The 17,209-nt window shown below is 68.3% G+C and carries 15 protein-coding genes; 11 read left to right on the top strand and 4 right to left on the bottom strand.

Annotated features, from left to right (window positions below; all coding sequences use genetic code 11):
• Positions 1–4: 4 nt before the first annotated feature.
• From DIE12_RS12520 to DIE12_RS12475, 10 genes are all read left to right on the top strand, one after another.
• Positions 5–862 (top strand): IclR family transcriptional regulator, encoded by an 858-nt coding sequence (locus DIE12_RS12520; protein WP_124520787.1) that lies wholly within the window; start codon positions 5–7, stop codon positions 860–862.
• Positions 859–1,656 (top strand): SDR family oxidoreductase, encoded by a 798-nt coding sequence (locus DIE12_RS12515; protein ID WP_124520785.1) that lies wholly within the window; start codon positions 859–861, stop codon positions 1,654–1,656. The genes DIE12_RS12520 and DIE12_RS12515 overlap by 4 nt, the downstream gene beginning before the upstream one ends.
• Positions 1,649–3,319 carry a thiamine pyrophosphate-binding protein gene (locus tag DIE12_RS12510; RefSeq protein WP_124488177.1) on the top strand — a complete coding sequence of 557 codons (1,671 nt, stop codon included), beginning with the start codon at positions 1,649–1,651 and terminating at the stop codon, positions 3,317–3,319. The genes DIE12_RS12515 and DIE12_RS12510 overlap by 8 nt, the downstream gene beginning before the upstream one ends.
• Positions 3,312–4,139, top strand: coding sequence for an aspartate dehydrogenase (locus tag DIE12_RS12505; protein WP_124520783.1), 828 nt, complete (start codon positions 3,312–3,314; stop codon positions 4,137–4,139). Before DIE12_RS12510 ends, DIE12_RS12505 begins: the two co-directional genes overlap by 8 nt.
• A 111-nt stretch (positions 4,140–4,250) precedes the next feature.
• Complete coding sequence (locus DIE12_RS12500) at positions 4,251–5,741, top strand: aldehyde dehydrogenase (protein WP_124488176.1); 1,491 nt, start codon at positions 4,251–4,253, stop codon at positions 5,739–5,741.
• Between the two features lie 18 nt (positions 5,742–5,759).
• A complete protein-coding gene (locus DIE12_RS12495) occupies positions 5,760–6,722 on the top strand; it encodes a VOC family protein (RefSeq protein ID WP_124520782.1) in 963 nt (320 codons plus the stop codon).
• The gene (locus tag DIE12_RS12490; RefSeq protein WP_044843181.1) at positions 6,719–7,963 is read left to right on the top strand and encodes an NAD(P)/FAD-dependent oxidoreductase; all 1,245 of its coding nucleotides are present in this window, start codon (positions 6,719–6,721) and stop codon (positions 7,961–7,963) included. Before DIE12_RS12495 ends, DIE12_RS12490 begins: the two co-directional genes overlap by 4 nt.
• Positions 7,964–8,001: 38 nt before the next feature.
• Positions 8,002–9,402 (top strand): MFS transporter, encoded by a 1,401-nt coding sequence (locus DIE12_RS12485; RefSeq protein WP_044843182.1) that lies wholly within the window; start codon positions 8,002–8,004, stop codon positions 9,400–9,402.
• A 132-nt stretch (positions 9,403–9,534) separates the two neighbouring features.
• Positions 9,535–10,086, top strand: coding sequence for a GNAT family N-acetyltransferase (locus tag DIE12_RS12480; protein ID WP_124520780.1), 552 nt, complete (start codon positions 9,535–9,537; stop codon positions 10,084–10,086).
• Between the two features lie 160 nt (positions 10,087–10,246).
• Entirely contained in the window at positions 10,247–10,648 is a 402-nt protein-coding gene (locus DIE12_RS12475) for a PPC domain-containing DNA-binding protein (protein WP_124520778.1), read from the top strand.
• A gap of 65 nt (positions 10,649–10,713) precedes the next feature.
• On the opposite strand, the gene DIE12_RS12470 is transcribed toward DIE12_RS12475, so the two are convergent.
• The 4 genes from DIE12_RS12470 to DIE12_RS12455 all read right to left on the bottom strand — a co-directional run bounded on the left by DIE12_RS12470 (position 10,714) and on the right by DIE12_RS12455 (position 14,971).
• The gene (locus DIE12_RS12470; RefSeq protein ID WP_124520776.1) at positions 10,714–11,949 is read right to left on the bottom strand and encodes a DUF2252 family protein; all 1,236 of its coding nucleotides are present in this window, start codon (positions 11,947–11,949) and stop codon (positions 10,714–10,716) included.
• 104 nt (positions 11,950–12,053) lie between these two features.
• Positions 12,054–13,340: an Nramp family divalent metal transporter gene (locus tag DIE12_RS12465; protein ID WP_124520774.1), complete on the bottom strand. Its 1,287-nt coding sequence runs from the start codon at positions 13,338–13,340 to the stop codon at positions 12,054–12,056.
• Between the two features lie 461 nt (positions 13,341–13,801).
• Positions 13,802–14,050: an adhesin gene (locus tag DIE12_RS12460; RefSeq protein WP_124520772.1), complete on the bottom strand. Its 249-nt coding sequence runs from the start codon at positions 14,048–14,050 to the stop codon at positions 13,802–13,804.
• A gap of 486 nt (positions 14,051–14,536) precedes the next feature.
• Positions 14,537–14,971 (bottom strand): universal stress protein, encoded by a 435-nt coding sequence (locus tag DIE12_RS12455; RefSeq protein ID WP_044843188.1) that lies wholly within the window; start codon positions 14,969–14,971, stop codon positions 14,537–14,539.
• Between the two features lie 381 nt (positions 14,972–15,352).
• Here DIE12_RS12455 and DIE12_RS12450 point away from each other — a divergent pair, with 381 nt between their 5' ends.
• Positions 15,353–16,837, top strand: a complete 1,485-nt coding sequence (locus DIE12_RS12450; RefSeq protein WP_124520770.1) for an amidase — start codon at positions 15,353–15,355, stop codon at positions 16,835–16,837.
• Positions 16,838–17,209: the final 372 nt, after the last annotated feature.

Raw genomic sequence — 17,209 nt, 5'->3', positions numbered from 1 at the left:
CATCATGAGCGAACCGTTGCAACAACAGGATGCGGACACCGCGAAGTCCGAGGCCAACTACGTGGTGCCGGGCCTCGAACGCGGTTTGCGGATCCTCGCCGAATTCTCGCCGCGCGAGCCGGTGCTCGGCGCGCCGGAACTGTCCAAGCGCCTCGGTATTCCGCGCACGACGGTGTTCCGTCTGCTGCAGACGCTCGAATCGCTCGGCTTTCTCGAGCGTGCGGACAAGGATCGCAACTACAAGCTCGGCATCGCCGTGCTGCGGCTCGGCTTCGAATACCTGAGCTCGCTCGAGCTGACCGATCTCGGCCTGCCGGTGATCGAGAGCCTGCGCGATGCGACCGGCTTCACGACGCACATCGTGATCCGCGACGGCCGCGACGTGGTGTTCGTCGCGAAGGCGCAGAGCCAGTCGCCGGTGTTCAGCTCGATTCGCGTGAACGTCGGCACGCGGCTGCCCGCGCATGCGACGACCCATGGCCACGTGCTGATGGGCGACCTGTCGCTGAAGGAGTTGCGTGCGCTGTATCCGGAAGGCACGCTGAACCGGATGACGAGCGCGACGCCGGAATCGGTCGACGCGCTCTACGAAGTGATCCGGGAAGATGCGCTGCGCGGCTATGGCGTCAGCAATTCGTCGTTCGAGCGCGGCATCTCGGTGGTCACGGCGCCGGTGCGCAACGACACGCAGAGGATCGTCGCGTGCATCACGGTGACGGTGCCGCGGCCGGAGATCGACGCGGCGCTGATCGCCGACGGCCTGATCGACAAGGTGCAGCGCGCGGCGGCGGAACTGTCGCGGCGGCTCAATTACCGCTCGGATGACGAGCACACGTTTCTCAAGGCTTTAGGACTGCGATGATTCAGATCGATCTGACCGGGCAGGTGGCGGTGGTGACGGGCGGTTCGTCCGGCATCGGCCTCGCGACTGCCGAACGGTTCCTGCAGGCCGGCGCGTCGGTCGCGATTTGCGGCCGCGACGGCGAGCGTCTCGCGCGCGCCGAGGCGATGCTCGGCGAGAAATATCCGGGCGCGCCGCTGCTCGCGGTGCGCTGCAACGTGCTCGACGAAGCCGACGTGGCCGCGTTCGCGCAGGCGGTGTCCGACCGCTTCGGCCGCGCCGACATGCTGGTCAACAACGCGGGCCAGGGCCGCGTGTCGACTTTCGCCGACACGACCGACGACGCATGGCGCGAAGAGCTCGAACTGAAGTACTTCAGCATCATCCGCCCGACGCGCGCGTTCCTGCCGCTGCTGCGCGATGCGGCCGCGCCGACGATCACCTGCGTGAATTCGCTGCTCGCGCTGCAGCCGGAGCCGCACATGGTCGCGACGTCGTCGGCGCGGGCGGGCGTGCTGAGCCTCGTGAAGTCGCTCGCGACCGAACTCGCGCCGCAGCGCATCCGCGTGAACTCGATCCTGATCGGCATCGTGGAGTCGGGGCAGTGGCGCCGCCGGTACGAAGCGCAGGCGTCGGCCGGCGAAAGCTGGGAGGACTGGACGGGCGCGCTCGCCCGCAAGAAGAACATTCCGCTGAACCGCTTCGGCAAGCCCGACGAGGCAGCCTGGGCACTTTTTTATCTCGCAACGCATCTGTCGTCCTACACGACGGGCAGCCATATCGACGTTTCTGGAGGCTTTGCACGCCATGTCTAAAAAAACCACGGTTGGCGAGCTGATTGCCGCCTTTCTCGAGCAGTGCGACGTCAAAACCGCATTCGGTGTCATCTCGATCCACAACATGCCGATCCTCGACGCGATCAACTCGCGCGGCAACATCCGGTATGTCGGCGCGCGCGGCGAAGCGGGCGCGGTGAACATGGCCGACGGGCTGGCCCGCGTGTCGGGCGGCCTCGGTGTCGCGTTCACGAGCACCGGCACGGCGGCGGGCAACGCGGCCGGCGCGATGGTCGAGGCGCTGACGGCCGGCACGGCACTGCTGCACATCACGGGGCAGATCGAGACGCCGTACCTCGACCAGGATCTGGCGTACATCCACGAAGCGCCGGACCAGCTCACGATGCTCGATGCGATCTCGAAGGCCGCGTTCCGCGTGCGCACGGTCGAGACCGTGCTGCCGACGATCCGCGAAGCCGTGCGCATCGCGCAGACGGCGCCGACGGGCCCCGTGTCGGTCGAGATCCCGATCGACATCCAGGCCGCCGAAATCGAATGGCCGGAAGATCTCGCGCCGGCGCACGTCGCGGTGCGCGAGCACGACGACGCACGCGTCGCGAAGCTCGCCGACGCGCTGGCGGCCAAGCGCCGTCCGCTGCTGTGGCTCGGCGGCGGCGCGCGTCATGCGCGTGCGGAAGTCGAACGCCTGGTGAAGCTCGGCTTCGGCGTCGTGACGAGCGTGCAGGGCCGCGGCGTGCTGCCCGAGGATCACCCGGCGACGCTCGGCGCGTTCAACGTGCATTCGGCGGTCGAAGCGTTCTACAAGACCTGCGACGCGCTCGTCGTGGTCGGCTCGCGCCTGCGCGGCAACGAGACGCTGAAGTACAAGCTCGCGTTGCCGCAGCCGCTGTTCCGCGTCGACGCCGACGCGCTCGCCGACAACCGCGGCTATCGCAACGAGCTGTTCGTGCACGGCGATTCGAAGCGCGTGCTGGCCGAGCTGGCCGACCGCCTCGAAGGCCGCCTGTCGGTCGATCCGCAGTTCGCGGCCGATCTCGCGGCGGCGCGCGAAGCGGCCGTCGCGAGCGTGGCGGAAGGCCTCGGGCCGTACAAGCAGCTGGTCGACACGCTGCAGGGCGCGGTCGGCCGCGACTACAACTGGGTGCGCGACGTGACGATCTCGAACAGCACGTGGGGCAACCGCCTGCTGAAGATCTTCGAACCGCGCGCGGGCGTGCATGCGCTCGGCGGCGGCATCGGCCAGGGCATCCAGATGGGCATCGGCGCGGCGCTGGCCGGCTCGGCGGCGAAGACGGTCTGCCTGGTCGGCGACGGCGGCCTGATGGTCAACGTCGGCGAGCTCGTGACGGCCGTGCAGGAAAACGCGAACGTGATGATCGTGCTGATGAACGACCAGTGCTACGGCGTGATCCGCAACATCCAGGACGCGCACTACGGCGGCCGCCGCTGCTTCGTGCAACTGCACCAGCCGGATTTCGCGCAGTTCTGCGCGAGCTTCGGCCTCACGCACTACCGGATCACGTCGCTCGACCAGGCGGAAGCGATCGTGCGCGAAGGGATCGCGAAGGAAGGGCCGGTGATGGTCGAAGTCGACATGCTGTCGGTCGGCTCGTTCGCATCGCAGTTCGCGGGCCCGCCGGTGAAGAAGGAAGAGACGCCGTCGGAGCGCCAGTATGCATAACGGCCAGCGACACGGGCATGCGCCCGTCGACGTCGCGATGATCGGCTTCGGCGCGATCGGTGCCGCCGTGTATCACGCGGTCGAGCACGATGCGTCGTTGCGCGTCGCGCACGTGATCGTGCCCGAGCATCAGCGCGACGCGGTGCAGCGCGAGCTCGGCGGTGCGGTGGAGGTCGTGTCGTCGGTCGACGCGCTGGCTCGCCGCCCCGAGTTCGCGCTCGAATGCGCGGGTCACAGCGCGCTCGTCGATCACGTCGTGCCGTTGCTGAAGGCCGGCACCGACTGCGCGGTCGCATCGATCGGCGCGTTGTCCGACCTCGCGCTGCTCGACGTGCTGTCGCAGGCGGCCGACGAGGGCGGCACGACGGTGACGCTGCTGTCCGGCGCGATCGGCGGGATCGACGCGCTGGCGTCCGCGAAGCAGGGCGGCCTCGACGAAGTACTGTACGTCGGCCGCAAGCCGCCGCTCGGCTGGCTCGGCACGCCTGCCGAGGAGGTGTGCGACTTGCGTGCGATGACCGGGGAAAAGGTGATCTTCGAAGGCAGTGCGCGCGACGCCGCGCGCCTGTATCCGAAGAACGCGAACGTCGCGGCGACGGTCGCGCTCGCGGGCCTCGGCCTCGACGCGACGCACGTGCGCCTGATCGCCGATCCGGCGGTCGAACGCAACGTGCACCGCATCACCGCGCGCGGCGCGTTCGGCGAGATGTCGCTCGAAATGAGCGGCAAGCCGTTGCCCGACAACCCGAAGACGTCCGCGTTGACCGCGTACAGCGCGATCCGCGCGCTGCGCAACCGCGCGGCCCGCTGCGTGATCTGAGCAGGCAGACAACCCGGACAACCAGGCCGACGCGGCCATTCGGGCCATTGAACGGCCGCCGGCGCCACGGCGCGGGCGGCTGCGCAGAGACAGATTTGTGGGACTTGTGACATGACTCCATTCGATACGAGCCTCGTACCCAACGGCGACATCCTGATCGGCGGCGAGTGGCGGCGCGGCCGCGGCGCGCCTTACGCGAGCATCTATCCGGCCGACCAGTCGCTGAACATGGAAGTCTCGACGGCGAACGCGGAAGACGCGGCCGACGCCGTCGTGGCCGCCGACGCCGCGTGGCGGCGCGCCGACTGGGCCGGCCTCAAGCCGCACCAGCGCGCGCTGGTGCTGTACCGGATCGCCGACCTGATCATGCAGCGTCACGAGGCGCTCGCGAACCTGCAGCGCCGCGACAACGGCAAGCCGATCGGCGAGACGCGCGTGCTGGTGGCGAGTGCGGCCAACACGTTCCGCTATTTCGCGGCGTGCCTGGAAACGCTCGACGAAGAACTGACGCCGTCGCGCGGCGACTACCTGACGATGAGCGTGCACGAGCCGATCGGCGTGATCGCGGCGATCACGCCGTGGAATTCGCCGATCGCGTCCGACGCGCAGAAGCTCGCGCCCGCGCTCGCCGGCGGCAACGCGGTGGTGCTCAAGCCGGCCGAGGTGACGCCGCTCGTGTCGCTCGCGCTGGCCCGCATCTGCGAGGAAGCCGGCGTGCCGAAGGGCGTGCTGAGCGTGCTGCCGGGCAAGGGCTCGGTGATCGGCGACGTGCTGGTGCGCCATCCGCTCGTGAAGAAAGTGTCGTTTACCGGCGGCACCGAAGTGGGCCGCGGCATCGCGCGCATCGCGGCGGAAAAGCTGATGCCCGTATCGCTCGAACTCGGCGGCAAGTCGCCGACGATCGTATGCGACGACGCGGATCTCGATCACGCGGTGAACGGCGTGCTGTACGGCATCTTCAGCTCGTCGGGCGAAGCGTGCATCGCGGGTTCGCGGCTGTTCGTGCAGCGCTCGGTATACGACGAGTTCATGAAGCGCCTGGTCGCGGGCGCACGCAAGCTGCGCGTGGGCGACCCGACGCGGCCCGACACGCAGATGGGCCCGCTGATCACCGCGAAGCATCGTGAATCGGTGGAACGCTACGTCGCGCTCGGGCTGGAGGAAGGCGGCCGCCTGCTGTGCGGCGGCGAACGGCCGTCGGGCGACGGGCGCGAGGACGGCTTCTTCTACCAGCCGACGATTCTCGAAGGCTTGCCGAACAGCGCGCGCATCTGCCAGGAGGAAATCTTCGGGCCGGTGCTGGTCGCGATGCCGTTCGACGACGAAGCGTCGCTGATCGCGCAGGCGAACGACAGCGTGTTCGGCCTCGCCGCCGGCATCTGGACGCGCGACTACAAGCGCGCATGGCGCATCGCGCGGGCACTGGAGACGGGCACCGTCTGGATCAACACGTACAAGCTGTTTTCGATCTCCACGCCGTTCTCGGGCTGGAAGGAGAGCGGGATGGGCCGCGAGAAGGGCCGTCTCGGCATCCGCGAGTACATGCAGCAGAAGAGCCTCTACTGGGGCTTGAACGACGCGCCGCTGCCGTGGGCGAACTGAGCGAAGGGGAATGACGCAATGAGCATCTTGGGTATCGAGCAGATCACGTACGGTGTCGACGACCTCGCGACGTGCCGGCGCTTTTTCGCCGACTGGGGCCTGAAGGAAGTCGCGCACGACGACACGCGCGCACGTTTCGAAACGCTGAACGGCTGCACCGTGCTGGTCGTGAAGGCCGACGATCCGTCGCTGCCGCCCGCATTCGAAGCGGGCCCGACGCTGCGCGAAGTCACGTGGGGCGTCGCGACGCAGCAGGAAGTCGACGCACTGCGCACGAAGCTGGCCGGCCAGCCCGGCTATTACGCGCAGGACGATGCGGTCGGCTGCATCGATCCGAACGGGATGGCGATCCGCATCGAGGTGACGCGCAAGCGCGCACTCGACATCACCGGCTCGCCGTCGAACGTGTGGGGCCGGACGGCTCGGGTCGACCAGCCCAGCCCGATCTATGCGCGCGCCGAGCCGGTCGAGGTCGGCCACGTCGTGTTCTTCACGAACTGCCTCGACGCGCAGGAGAAGTTCTATCACGAGCTGCTCGGCTTCGAGACGTCGGACCGCTATCCGGGCCGCGGCGCGTTCATGCGCTGCGCGCCGCACGGCGGCCACCACGACCTGTTCCTGCTCGCGTTGCCCAATGGCAAGCGCGGCCTGAACCACGTCGCGTTCACCGTGCGCGACATCCACGAAGTGTTCGGCGGCGGCATGCACATCGACCGCTGCGGCTGGGAAACGCAGCTCGGCCCGGGGCGTCATCCGGTGTCGTCCGCGTATTTCTGGTACTTCCAGAACCCGGCCGGCGCGCTGATCGAGTACTACGCGGACGAAGACGTGCTGACGCCCGAATGGCAGCCGCGCGAATTCGAACCGGGCCCGACCGTGTTCGCCGAATGGGCCGTCGACGGCGGCCTCGACGGCAACACGCGCCGGCAGAAGAATGCGAAGGCGCCGGAAGGCAAGTTCATGACGGAGCGCAAATCATGAGCGCAACGAACTCGCAGGAACCGGCCGCGCCTCGCACGGTCGTCGTGATCGGCGGCGGCCAGGCCGCCGGCTGGGTGCTGAAGACGCTGCGCGCGGAAGGCTTCGCGGGCCGTCTCGTGATGATCGCCGACGAGCCGCATCTGCCGTACGAGCGTCCGCCGCTGTCGAAGGCCGTGCTGGCCGGCGACGCGGACATCGAGACCGTGCGCGTCGTGCGCCCGGACGAATTCGCCGCGCTGAACGTCGAGGCATGGCAGCCGGAACGCGCGGTGTCGATCGACCGTGCGCGCCGCGTGGTGAAAATCGAAAGCGGCCTCGAAGTCGAATACGACCGCCTCGTGATCGCGACCGGCGGCACGTCGCGCCGCTTGCCTGACTCGATCGTCAGGACCCCGAACCTGCATTACCTGCGTACGCTCGACGAAGCGGCCGCGCTCGGCGAGAAGCTGCGCGCGAGCCGGCGTGTGCTCGTGATCGGCGGCGGCTGGATCGGCCTGGAGGTCGCGGCGACCGCGCGCAAGCTCGGCGTCGAAGCGGTGGTCGTCGAAGGCGCGCCGCGGCTGTGCGGCCGCTCGGTGCCGCAGGTCGTGTCGGACTTCCTGCTCGACCTGCATCGCGCGAACGGTGTCGACGTGCGCCTCGGCGCGGCGCTCGCATCGCTCGACGCGCAGCCGGACGACGCATCGAAGGTGCGCGCGACGCTTGCGGACGGCACGACGATCGACGCCGATTTCGCGGTGGCCGGCATCGGCCTCGCGCTGAACGCGACACTCGCGAGCGACGCGGGCCTCGCAGTCGACGACGGCATCGTGGTCGACGAGTTCGGCGCGACCAGCGATCCGGCGATCTTCGCGTGCGGCGACGTCGCGAACCATCACAACGGCTGGCTGAAGCGGCGCGTGCGGCTCGAATCGTGGGCGAACGCGCAGAACCAGGCGATCGCGGCCGCGAAGGCCGTGCTCGGCGTGCGCGCGCCGTACGCCGAGATTCCGTGGTTCTGGTCCGATCAATACGACGTGAACCTGCAGATCCTCGGCGATCTGCCGGCCGATGCGCAGCTCGTCGTGCGCGGCGATCTCGCCGCGCGACGTGCGACGCTGTTTTTCGTGGGCGACGGACATGTGAGAGGTGTCATCGCCATCAACAACGCGCGCGAGCTCAAGCTCGCACGCAAGTGGATGAACCAGGGCCGGGCAGTGAACACGGAAGCCCTGGCGGACACGACCCAAGCGCTTGCCTGACCGGCGAAACCGGTACAAAGACCCAGGAGACACCTCGCATGAGCACTTTCGACAACGTCGTGGCCGGCAGGGCCACGATGGAAGCTGCCGCCTCCACGCCCGGCGCGATCATCGCGCGGCTCGAGCGGCTTCCGGCCAACGCGATGCAGATCCGCGCGCGCGTGCTGATCGGCACCGCGACGTTCTTCGACGGCTTCGACGTGATCACGATCGCGGCGACGCTGCCGCTGCTGATTCACAAGTGGGGGCTGTCGCCGACGCAGATCGGCATGCTGATCGCGTCCGGCGCGATCGGCCAGCTGATCGGCGCATTCCTGTTTCCCGCGCTCGCGGAGAAGCATGGCCGCGTGAAGGCGATCGCGTGGAGTTCCGCCGTGATCGGCATCACCAGCATCGCGTGCGGCTTCGCGCCGACGTTCGAGGTGTTCGTGCTGCTGCGGATCCTGCAGGGGCTCGGCCTCGGCGGCGAGCTGCCGGTCGCGGCGACGTACATCAACGAAATCACGCGCGCGCACGGCCGCGGCCGCTTCGTGCTGCTGTACGAAATCGTGTTCCCGATCGGCCTGCTGGTATCGATGGCGCTCGGCGCGTGGCTCGTGCCGCGGTTCGGCTGGGAGATCATGTATTTCGTCGGCGGGCTGCCGCTGATTCTCGCGCTGGTGCTCACGCGTCTGGTGCCGGAATCGCCGCGCTGGCTCGCGTCGCGCGGGCGGCTCCCGGAAGCCGGGCGCGCGGTCGGCGTGTTCGAAGCGTCGGTGCGCGGCGAACTGCCGCCGGTCACGCAGGTGGCCGCGTACGACGAGATGGTGCGCCAGCACCCGAAGCGCCGGATGAGCGACCTGTTCAGCGCCGCGTATCGCAAGCGCACGCTCGCGGTGGCGACGCTGTGGGCGACCTGCGGGTTCATCCAGTACGGGCTGTCCACGTGGCTGCCGACGATCTACAAGAACTTCTATCACGCGCCGCTGCAGCTCGCGCTGAATCTCGCGGTGATCGGCTCGGTGATGGGCGTGCTCGGTTCGCTCGCGTCCGCGCTGCTGGTCGACAAGCTCGGCCGCAAGCCGGTGATCGTGTGGTCGTTCGTGCTGTGCGCGCTGTCGCTGGCGTTCGCGGGCATCTACCACGCGTCGTCGGTGTACGTCGTCGCGACCTTTTGCTCGCTGTCGCTGGGGCTGATGGCATCGGGCTTCATCACCGCGTACGTCTATACGCCGGAACAGTATCCGACGAGCATCCGCGCGTCGGGCTGCGGGCTCGGCAGCGCGTGGCTGAAGATCGCGTCGTTCGCGGCGCCGATGATCGTTCCGCACGCGATCATCGGCGGCAATCTCGCGCCGGCGTTCTACCTGATCGGCATCGTGCCGCTGATCGCCGCCGTGACCGTTCATTTCGTCGGGATCGAGACGAAGGGGAAGGTGCTCGAAGCGCTCGAGGCATAAGCGCGGCGCGTGGCAAAGGCGATGTGGAAGGCCCGGACGATGTGTCCGGGCTTTTTTCGTTTCGGGCAGCGGATCGTGCGTGCCGGACAGCGTGTTCTAATTCATGCTTGCGTTTTTTCCCCGGCCGCTGCGATGCCCTTGTTCGAACCCGTCACGCTGCATACGTCCCGACTCGTCCTGCGTCCGCTTCGCGACACGGACGCTCACGCGTTCTTCGACCTCTGGTCCGATGCGCAAGCGATGCGCTATTCGTCGTTCGCGCCGCTCACGGATTGGCGGCAGGCCGCCGAGCGCGTCGCGCGCAACCTCGCGACGACCGCCAGCGGCCAGGATCTCGTCTGCGTGCTCGAAGCCCGGGACACCGGCGACGTGCTCGGCGAATGCGTGCTGTTTCATGCGCACGAGCAATGCCGGCGTGCGGAAATCGGCTTCAGCCTGCGGCGCCGCTACTGGCGCGGCGGCTATATGCTCGAGGCCGCGTCGGCGGTCATCGACCACGCGTTCGGCACGCTGCGCCTGAACCGCATCGAGGCCGACATCGATCCGCGCAACGTCGCATCCGCCGCGCTGCTCGAACGGCTCGGGTTCGTCAGGGAAGGCGTGTTGCGCGAACGCTGGATCGTCGGCGACGAGGTGTCGGACAGCGCGCTGTACGGGTTGCTCGCGCGCGATCGTCGCGCGTGATGCGGGTGATGCGGCGTGTCCGGTGCGAACGAATGACGCATCGGCATCGTTCCCGTAGTCGCGACGCAGGCGCGGCGGCCGATCCGGTCGGCGGCTTGCCGGATTGCCGTGTCGAACGTACGCTTTGCCTACCCCCGACTCCATCAGCAGGTTACCGCCCATGCAAGCCCATCCTCTGCGTCTTTCCCCCGGCGACGATCTGCGCGCGTCGATCGAGCAGGCGTTGCGTCGACTCGACGCGCATGCAGCATTCGTGATCCAGGGCATCGGCAGCCTGAACGTCGCGCAGCTGCGCTATGCCGGCGTCGCTGCGCCGACCGAGCTGCGCGGCGATCTCGAGATCCTGACGCTTGCCGGCTCGGTCTCGCCGGACGGCGCGCACCTGCACATGGCGGTGTCCGACGCGCACGGCCGCGTCTCGGGCGGCCACGTCGCGAGCGGCTGCGTGGTGCGCACGACCGCCGAGATCCTGCTCGTATCGTTGCCCGCGCATCGTTTTTCCCGCGAGCACGATGCGCTCACCGGGTTCAACGAGCTGGTGGTTCGTCCGGCGAAAGACTGAGATCGCGCGGGCCGAGTCGTTCACGATCGTGCGTCCATCGCAACGACGCACGACCGGCGGCGACGTCAACGGACCGTCTTGCCGACCACATGGCGCCGGCAATGTTCGAGATACGCCTCTTCGTGCGCGGCCATCAGTTCGATGATGCTTCGCCACAGCCATGACGGCGCGTCGGCCGTCTTCGGGTGCTGGCGCCGCAACTCGCCGCACCACGCGCGTTGCGTCGCGTGGTCCATCTGCGCGGCATGCGCGTTGCCGATCACCAGCGCCAGATAGCGCGCGACTTTGACCGCATCGGCCTCCGACATCCGTTCCGCGTCCAGTTTCAGATCCTGCGGCATCAATTCGCGTATGACGACGGGGCATCCGTCGAGGCGTGCCGCGCACATCCGGCTGCCCAGCATCGGCGATACGTGCCGCGCGCCTTCGAGCACCCGTTGCGCGGGATCGCGCGGCATGCGCACGCCGGGATCCTTCGGGGCCTTCGCCGCCGCGGCCTCCTTGATGTCGATCAGATACGGCGGATGGCCGTCGGAACACGCGTCGTCGATATCGAGCATGACCGCGAAGCGGCGCCGTCCGAGCGAGCTGCATCCCTTTACCCAGAAGGCGGCGTCGAGCACCTTCATCCTCGCGTCGCGGTGTGGCGCGCGGCTGAGCGCCGCGCCGATCGACGAATCCGGGGTGGATTCGAACAGCGCGTGGATGGCGCTCCCCTCGCGCTCGGACAACGGCCAGAAGCGTTTGCCGAGCGGAATGCGCGGCGTGACGTTCTGGATCGTCTGCCGGTCGAGCTTGCGCCACGATCGGTGCAGCGCCGCCTTCATCGCGATCTTGATCGCGGCTGGGCGTTGCAGGTGACTGGTCTCGGCGCGGTGCCGGCTGTCGAACGCCTGCTCGTATCCGGCGATGAGCGCTTCGACCATCCGCCACGTGATGATCCCGGGCAGATCGGAGCTGCGCGCCGCGGTCGCGAGCGAGAAGCCGAGACGCAGCAGGTCGTGTACGGGATTGCCGATCACGCTCTGGTCGAGATCGCGGATCTGCACGGCAACCTCGCCCGTCTTCGCCGCGACGGGCCCCAGATTGCCGAGATGGCAGTCGCCGCCGATCCACACCGCGGGGCCGTCGGGCAGGGTGCCGGAGCGATGGTCCGCGAGCCATGCGTAGAAGCGCTCGGCGCTGCCGCGCGTATACGTGTGTATCGAGCGCGCCATCTTGAGGCTGCGCAGGCGCGCGAGAATCTGCGCGCGCTGGTCGCTGGACGGCAGCCGTGCCGATCCCGATGCTTTCTTCGCCACGATGCGTTCTCCTTCTGTTCCGCGGCATGCGTCGCCGGTGCGTGTGCCGGCTCGCGTGACGCCGGTGTATCCGGCGCCGCGCCGGCCGGCGCGGCTTCACCTGCTCAACCCGGCACGAACACGCCCAACGCCGCGACCGCCATCGCGAACGTCGCGAGCCAGCCGCCCCAGGCCAGCAGGCCGGTGATCGCGAACTTGCCCATGATGCGCGTGCTGTGGGCCATCAGCATCATCACGACCATGATCGGCACGGCGGTCACGCCGTTGATGACCGCACTCCAGTAGAGCGCGCGGATCGGGTCGAAATGCATGAACGTGATCGCGACGCCGCCGATGATCGCCAGTGCGATGACCGCATAGAACTCGCGCGCGACGCCGAATTGCAGCGCGAGGCTGCTGCGCCAGCGGAAAGTGCCCGCGGCCGCATAGGCGGCTGATCCCGCGAGGACAGGCAGCGCCAGCAGGCCGGTGCCGATGATTCCGAGCGCGAACAGCACGTACGCGAAGTGGCCGCCGATCGGCTCGAGCGCCCGCGCGGCATCCGCCGACGTCTTCACGTCGATGTGGTGCAGGTTCAGCGTGGCCGCGGCCGTCAGCGTGATGAAGAACGCGATGACGTTCGACACGCCCATCCCGACCCACGTATCGAAGTTGATCCGGCGCAGCTGCGCGGGGGCCTGGTGAGGCGCGTGCCGCAACGACTGCTGGTTCGGCACCGCGCGCAGTTCCTCGACTTCCTGCGATGCCTGCCAGAAGAACAGGTACGGGCTGATCGTGGTGCCGAGCACGGCGATGACCGTGGTCAGGTAGGCGGCGGAGTACTGGACGCGCGGCAACACGAGCGCACGGCCGACCTCGCCCCACGGGACGGGCACGATGAGCGCCACGGCGACGTAGGCGAGCAGGACCAGCGCGGTCCATTTGAGCAGGCGCGCGTAGCGGTCGTACGGCACGAGGATCTGCAGCAGGGCCGATGCGCCGCCGAGGCACACGACGTAGAGTTCTTGCGGGCCGTGCAGCAGCAGCTTGACCGCTGCGCCCATCGCCGACAGGTCGGCCGCGATGTTGATCACGTTCGCGACGATCAGCAGCACGACGGTGACGTAGAGCAGCCACGGCGGATAGTGCGTGCGCATGTTCGACGCGAGGCCCTTGCCCGTCACGCGGCCGATGCGCGCGCTGACCAGCTGGATCGCCGTCATCAGCGGATACGTCAGCAGGAGCGCCCACAGCAATTCGAAGCCGAACTGCGCGCCCGCCTGCGAGTACGTGCCGATGCCGGACGGATCGTCGTCCGCGGCACCGGTGACGAGGCCCGGCCCGAGGCGGCGGAGCCACGTTGCGGCACGCGGACGCTGCTCCGCGGAATCGAGGGGCTCGTTGTCGTTCATGATCGCGACTCGTGGGGAGGGGGCAATCGAGTCGCAATTGGCATGCCCAGGAGGAAGGGGCGGCTGGGGCGGGCGGGTTACGGGATGCGGCAGCCAGACGCGGTGCAACCGAACGCAACTTGACGCGATGGAAAACCGGCTCGGCTAACGGGCGGGAAGCGGCGGTACGAAAGGGAGCGCACGACGTGCTCGCGTGCTCGTGACGGGGGGAACCCGGTAGGAGAAGCGATGGACGGTGCCGAGCGATTCGCGCAAGTCGCTATCGCTGCGACGTGCGTGACGTGTCGCGGCGAACGCTCATCGGTCGCCGCGATCGTCGGATGGTTGGCGTATTCGTACTGCCGCTACCGGCGAGCCAATGCCGCCGGTGGCAAGCGAAAGAACCTCGGAAGGCGCCACGGATCACAGTTGGCGCCCAGGCGCCGCGACACGCATGCGACCGGCGCGGCGCCCGGTCGGCCTCAACGGGCGGCCACCGCGACGTCCTGATTACCGCGCCCGGACACGAGGCAGCTCGACATGAACGCTTCGCTCTGGCTGTCGGCCGCCGCGCTGCCGAAGCCCTTGCCGAGCGCGGCGTATTTCACCTGCTCGGCGCCCTGCGAGCAGGCGGTCGGGCTGGCATCGCGGCCTTGCGCGTGCAGCAGTGCGCGATCGCCGATCAGATAGACCAGCAGCGCGAAAAAAGCGATGTGTACGACTCGTCTCATGGTTCGTCTCCTCGTCGCTCAAGCGTAACGCGGAGACGTTTCTCGAAGCACTTGGGGCTTCCCCCGGTAAACGTCTGCAGAAATGACGATGAGCCCGGCTGATCGCGTCCCGTTTTTACCGTGCGGACGACGAAAAGGCACGTTGGCCGCCCGCACCGCCGCGCGATTGACGCGAGCTTGACGAATGTCAGACGGCGGGCAGGGCGAGACGGTCGTGCCGGCGGTCAGAGCGATAGCATGAATGCATGTTTCAACGGAACGCGATGCGCGGCAGGCGATGGGCGCTGCGGCTCCGAATGCAGCGGGTACGTATTGAACACCGCTATCGAATTAGTGAGGAATCCAAATGCTTAACGTATCGTCCGTCCTGATCAGTCTCGCGCCGATGTGGGCGATTCTGCTGGTTGCATCGTCAGCCGCGACCTATCTCGTGTTCTGGCGCAAGGTCATCAAGTAAGAAGCGGCAAGCGCCGCATCGCGTGCCGCTCATCTGACCGCCGTCACCGGCACGTTCGAAATCCGCACGAGGCGGCCCATCATGCTGCGACCGAACATCGACAGCATCTGATGAAACGGATCGTGCCGCGGCGCGACGACGACGATTTCGTCGCAGCCCGTCTCGGCCGCAACGGCCGCGATCGTGTCGGCCACCGGCCCGACCTTCTTCACGACGCTGTATCGGACGCCGGCTTCCCGCAGCACCCGCTCGGCCGTCGCCAGATCGTCGCACGCGAACTGGTCCTCGATCGAGCGCAGTCGCGACAGCGAGTGAAATGCCTCGAGCCGCGTCGCTTCGAGCGGCGGCTGGACGTTGATCAGCACGATTTCCGACGCGCAGCGTTCGCGATACAGGAAGGTCGCATGGCGGACCGCCTGCAGCGAACGCGGCGAATGACCGACCGGAACCAGCAGTTTGAGCATGGGAGATGCTCCGGAATCGAGATGTTTGCAGCGTAGCGCGGCGCCGGATCGCCCGACCTAAAGAGATCGGGCGGCCGCGTAAAAATGTCGTCAACGTCCGCCGCGCCTATTAGAAATATAAGAAATTTAAGTTTATGCGCATAAACGTTTTCACTGACCGGCCGGGCGGTGGCCCGGGGCGGGCCGTCGAGTGGCGCACCACGCCGATTTAGTCGGATCCTCAATGAATCGCGGCGGAAAATATCGGAGGTCAGCGATCCGGCGTCGCGTAGAGTAGTGCATCGCCGCGGCGCGGCCTTCTCCCGGGCTGTCCAGGCCGTTCGGGACGGACCGCCGCCACGCTGCGGCCCGCCATCCCATTCCGATTCCAGGAGACCTCGCATGCCGCATGGCGCCCCGCAGCTTCTCGCACCCGCTTCCATCACAGTCGACCCGATCGTGCGCCTGTCGGCCGGCGAACTCGCGTCGGCGATCCGCGGCAAGGCGGTCTCGTGCGTCGAGACGATGCGTGCGTATCTCGATCACATCGAGCGCGTGAACGGCGCGGTGAACGCGTTGATTTCGCTGCGCGATCGCGCCACGCTGCTCGCCGAAGCGGCGCAGAAGGACGCGGCACTCGCCCGCGGCGAGTACCACGGCTGGCTGCACGGAATGCCGCAGGCGCCGAAGGATCTCGCGATGACGAAAGGGCTGCGCACGACCTACGGCTCGCCGATCTTCCGCGATCACGTGCCGCAGGCCGATTCGGTCGGCGTCGGCCGGATGCGCGCGGCGGGCGCGATCTTCATCGGCAAGACCAACACGCCGGAGTTCGGCCTCGGCTCGCATACGTTCAACGAAATCCACGGCGCGACGCGCAATCCGTACGACCTGACGAAGAGCGCGGGCGGCAGCAGCGGCGGCACGGCGGCGGCGCTGGCCGCGCGCATGCTGCCGGTCGCGGACGGCAGCGACTTCGGCGGCTCGCTGCGCAATCCGGCCGCGTTCTGCAACATCTACGGCTTGCGTCCGTCGCAGGGCCGCGTGCCGCGCTGGCCGGGCGTCGACGTGTTCATGCAGCAGCTCGGCATCGAAGGGCCGATGGGCCGCACGGTCAGCGACGTCGCGCAGCTGCTCGCGATCCAGGCCGGCTACGACCCGAACGATCCGCTGTCGCTCGCGGAAGATCCGGCCGTGTTCGCGAAGCCGCTCGACACGGACCTGCGCGGCAAGCGCATCGCGTGGGTCGGCGACTGGAACGGCTATCTCGCGACCGAGCCGGGCGTGCTCGCGCAGTGCGAACAGGGCCTCGCGACGCTGCGCGAGATCGGCTGCGAGGTCGATGCCGCGCTGCCGGCGTTCGCACCGGAGCGCATCTGGCGGCTGTGGCTCGCGCATCGGCACCTGCTGTCCGGCGGCGGGCTGCTCGCGCACTATCGCGACCCGGCACGGCGTGCGCTGCTGAAGCCCGAGGCGATCTACGAGGTCGAAGGGCTGCTCGCGATGCAGGGGGCCGAGGTGTTCGACGCGAGCGTCGAGCGCACCGCGTGGCACCAGGCCGTGCTGGGCTTCTTCGATCGCTACGACTTCATCGCCGCGCCGACCGCGCAGGTGTTCCCGTTCGACGTCGAGCAGCGCTGGCCGAAGGAAATCGCGGGCCGCGCGATGGATACCTACCACCGCTGGATGGAAACGGTCGTGCCGTGGACGCTGGCCGGCTGCCCGGTGATCAGCGTGCCGGTGGGCTTCAACGATGCGGGGTTGCCGATGGGGATGCAGCTGATCGGCCGACCGCGCGCGGATCTCGCCGTGCTGCAGCTCGCGCGCGGCTACGAGCAGGCGGCCGACTGGGTCGGCCGGCGGCTGCCGGGCTGGATGGCTGCGTAATGCGACGGCCGGCGGGCCGGTGACACACGCCGAACGCAAGTGACGAACCGGGCGGCCGCGTGCCGCCCGGTTCGTTTCCACACCTCGAAACGCGCTGGCTAATCCTGCCATTCGTGCGCCGGGCATCACGCTGTCGCACAACAGCGCCGGCCGACACCGGCGCAGCGCCGGCGCATACCGGGCGTCGCCGGGATTGCCGCGATGCAGGAACGAATCGCGGCGCCAGCCCTATATCGCGCGGCAAATCCGGATGAATCCGCGCGCCGGGCGACGGTCGTGCCGGGCGATTTCGTATCGATGTGTTTCAGTCGTTGCGGCGGCGCGCGGCGCGCTTCGACAATATCGGCCTCAAACATATTCGGGCACGAGGGA

The sequence above is a fragment of the Burkholderia sp. Bp9015 genome (genome assembly GCF_003853505.1).
Classification (GTDB): domain Bacteria; phylum Pseudomonadota; class Gammaproteobacteria; order Burkholderiales; family Burkholderiaceae; genus Burkholderia.
This window is presented reverse-complemented; position numbering and strand designations above follow the sequence as displayed.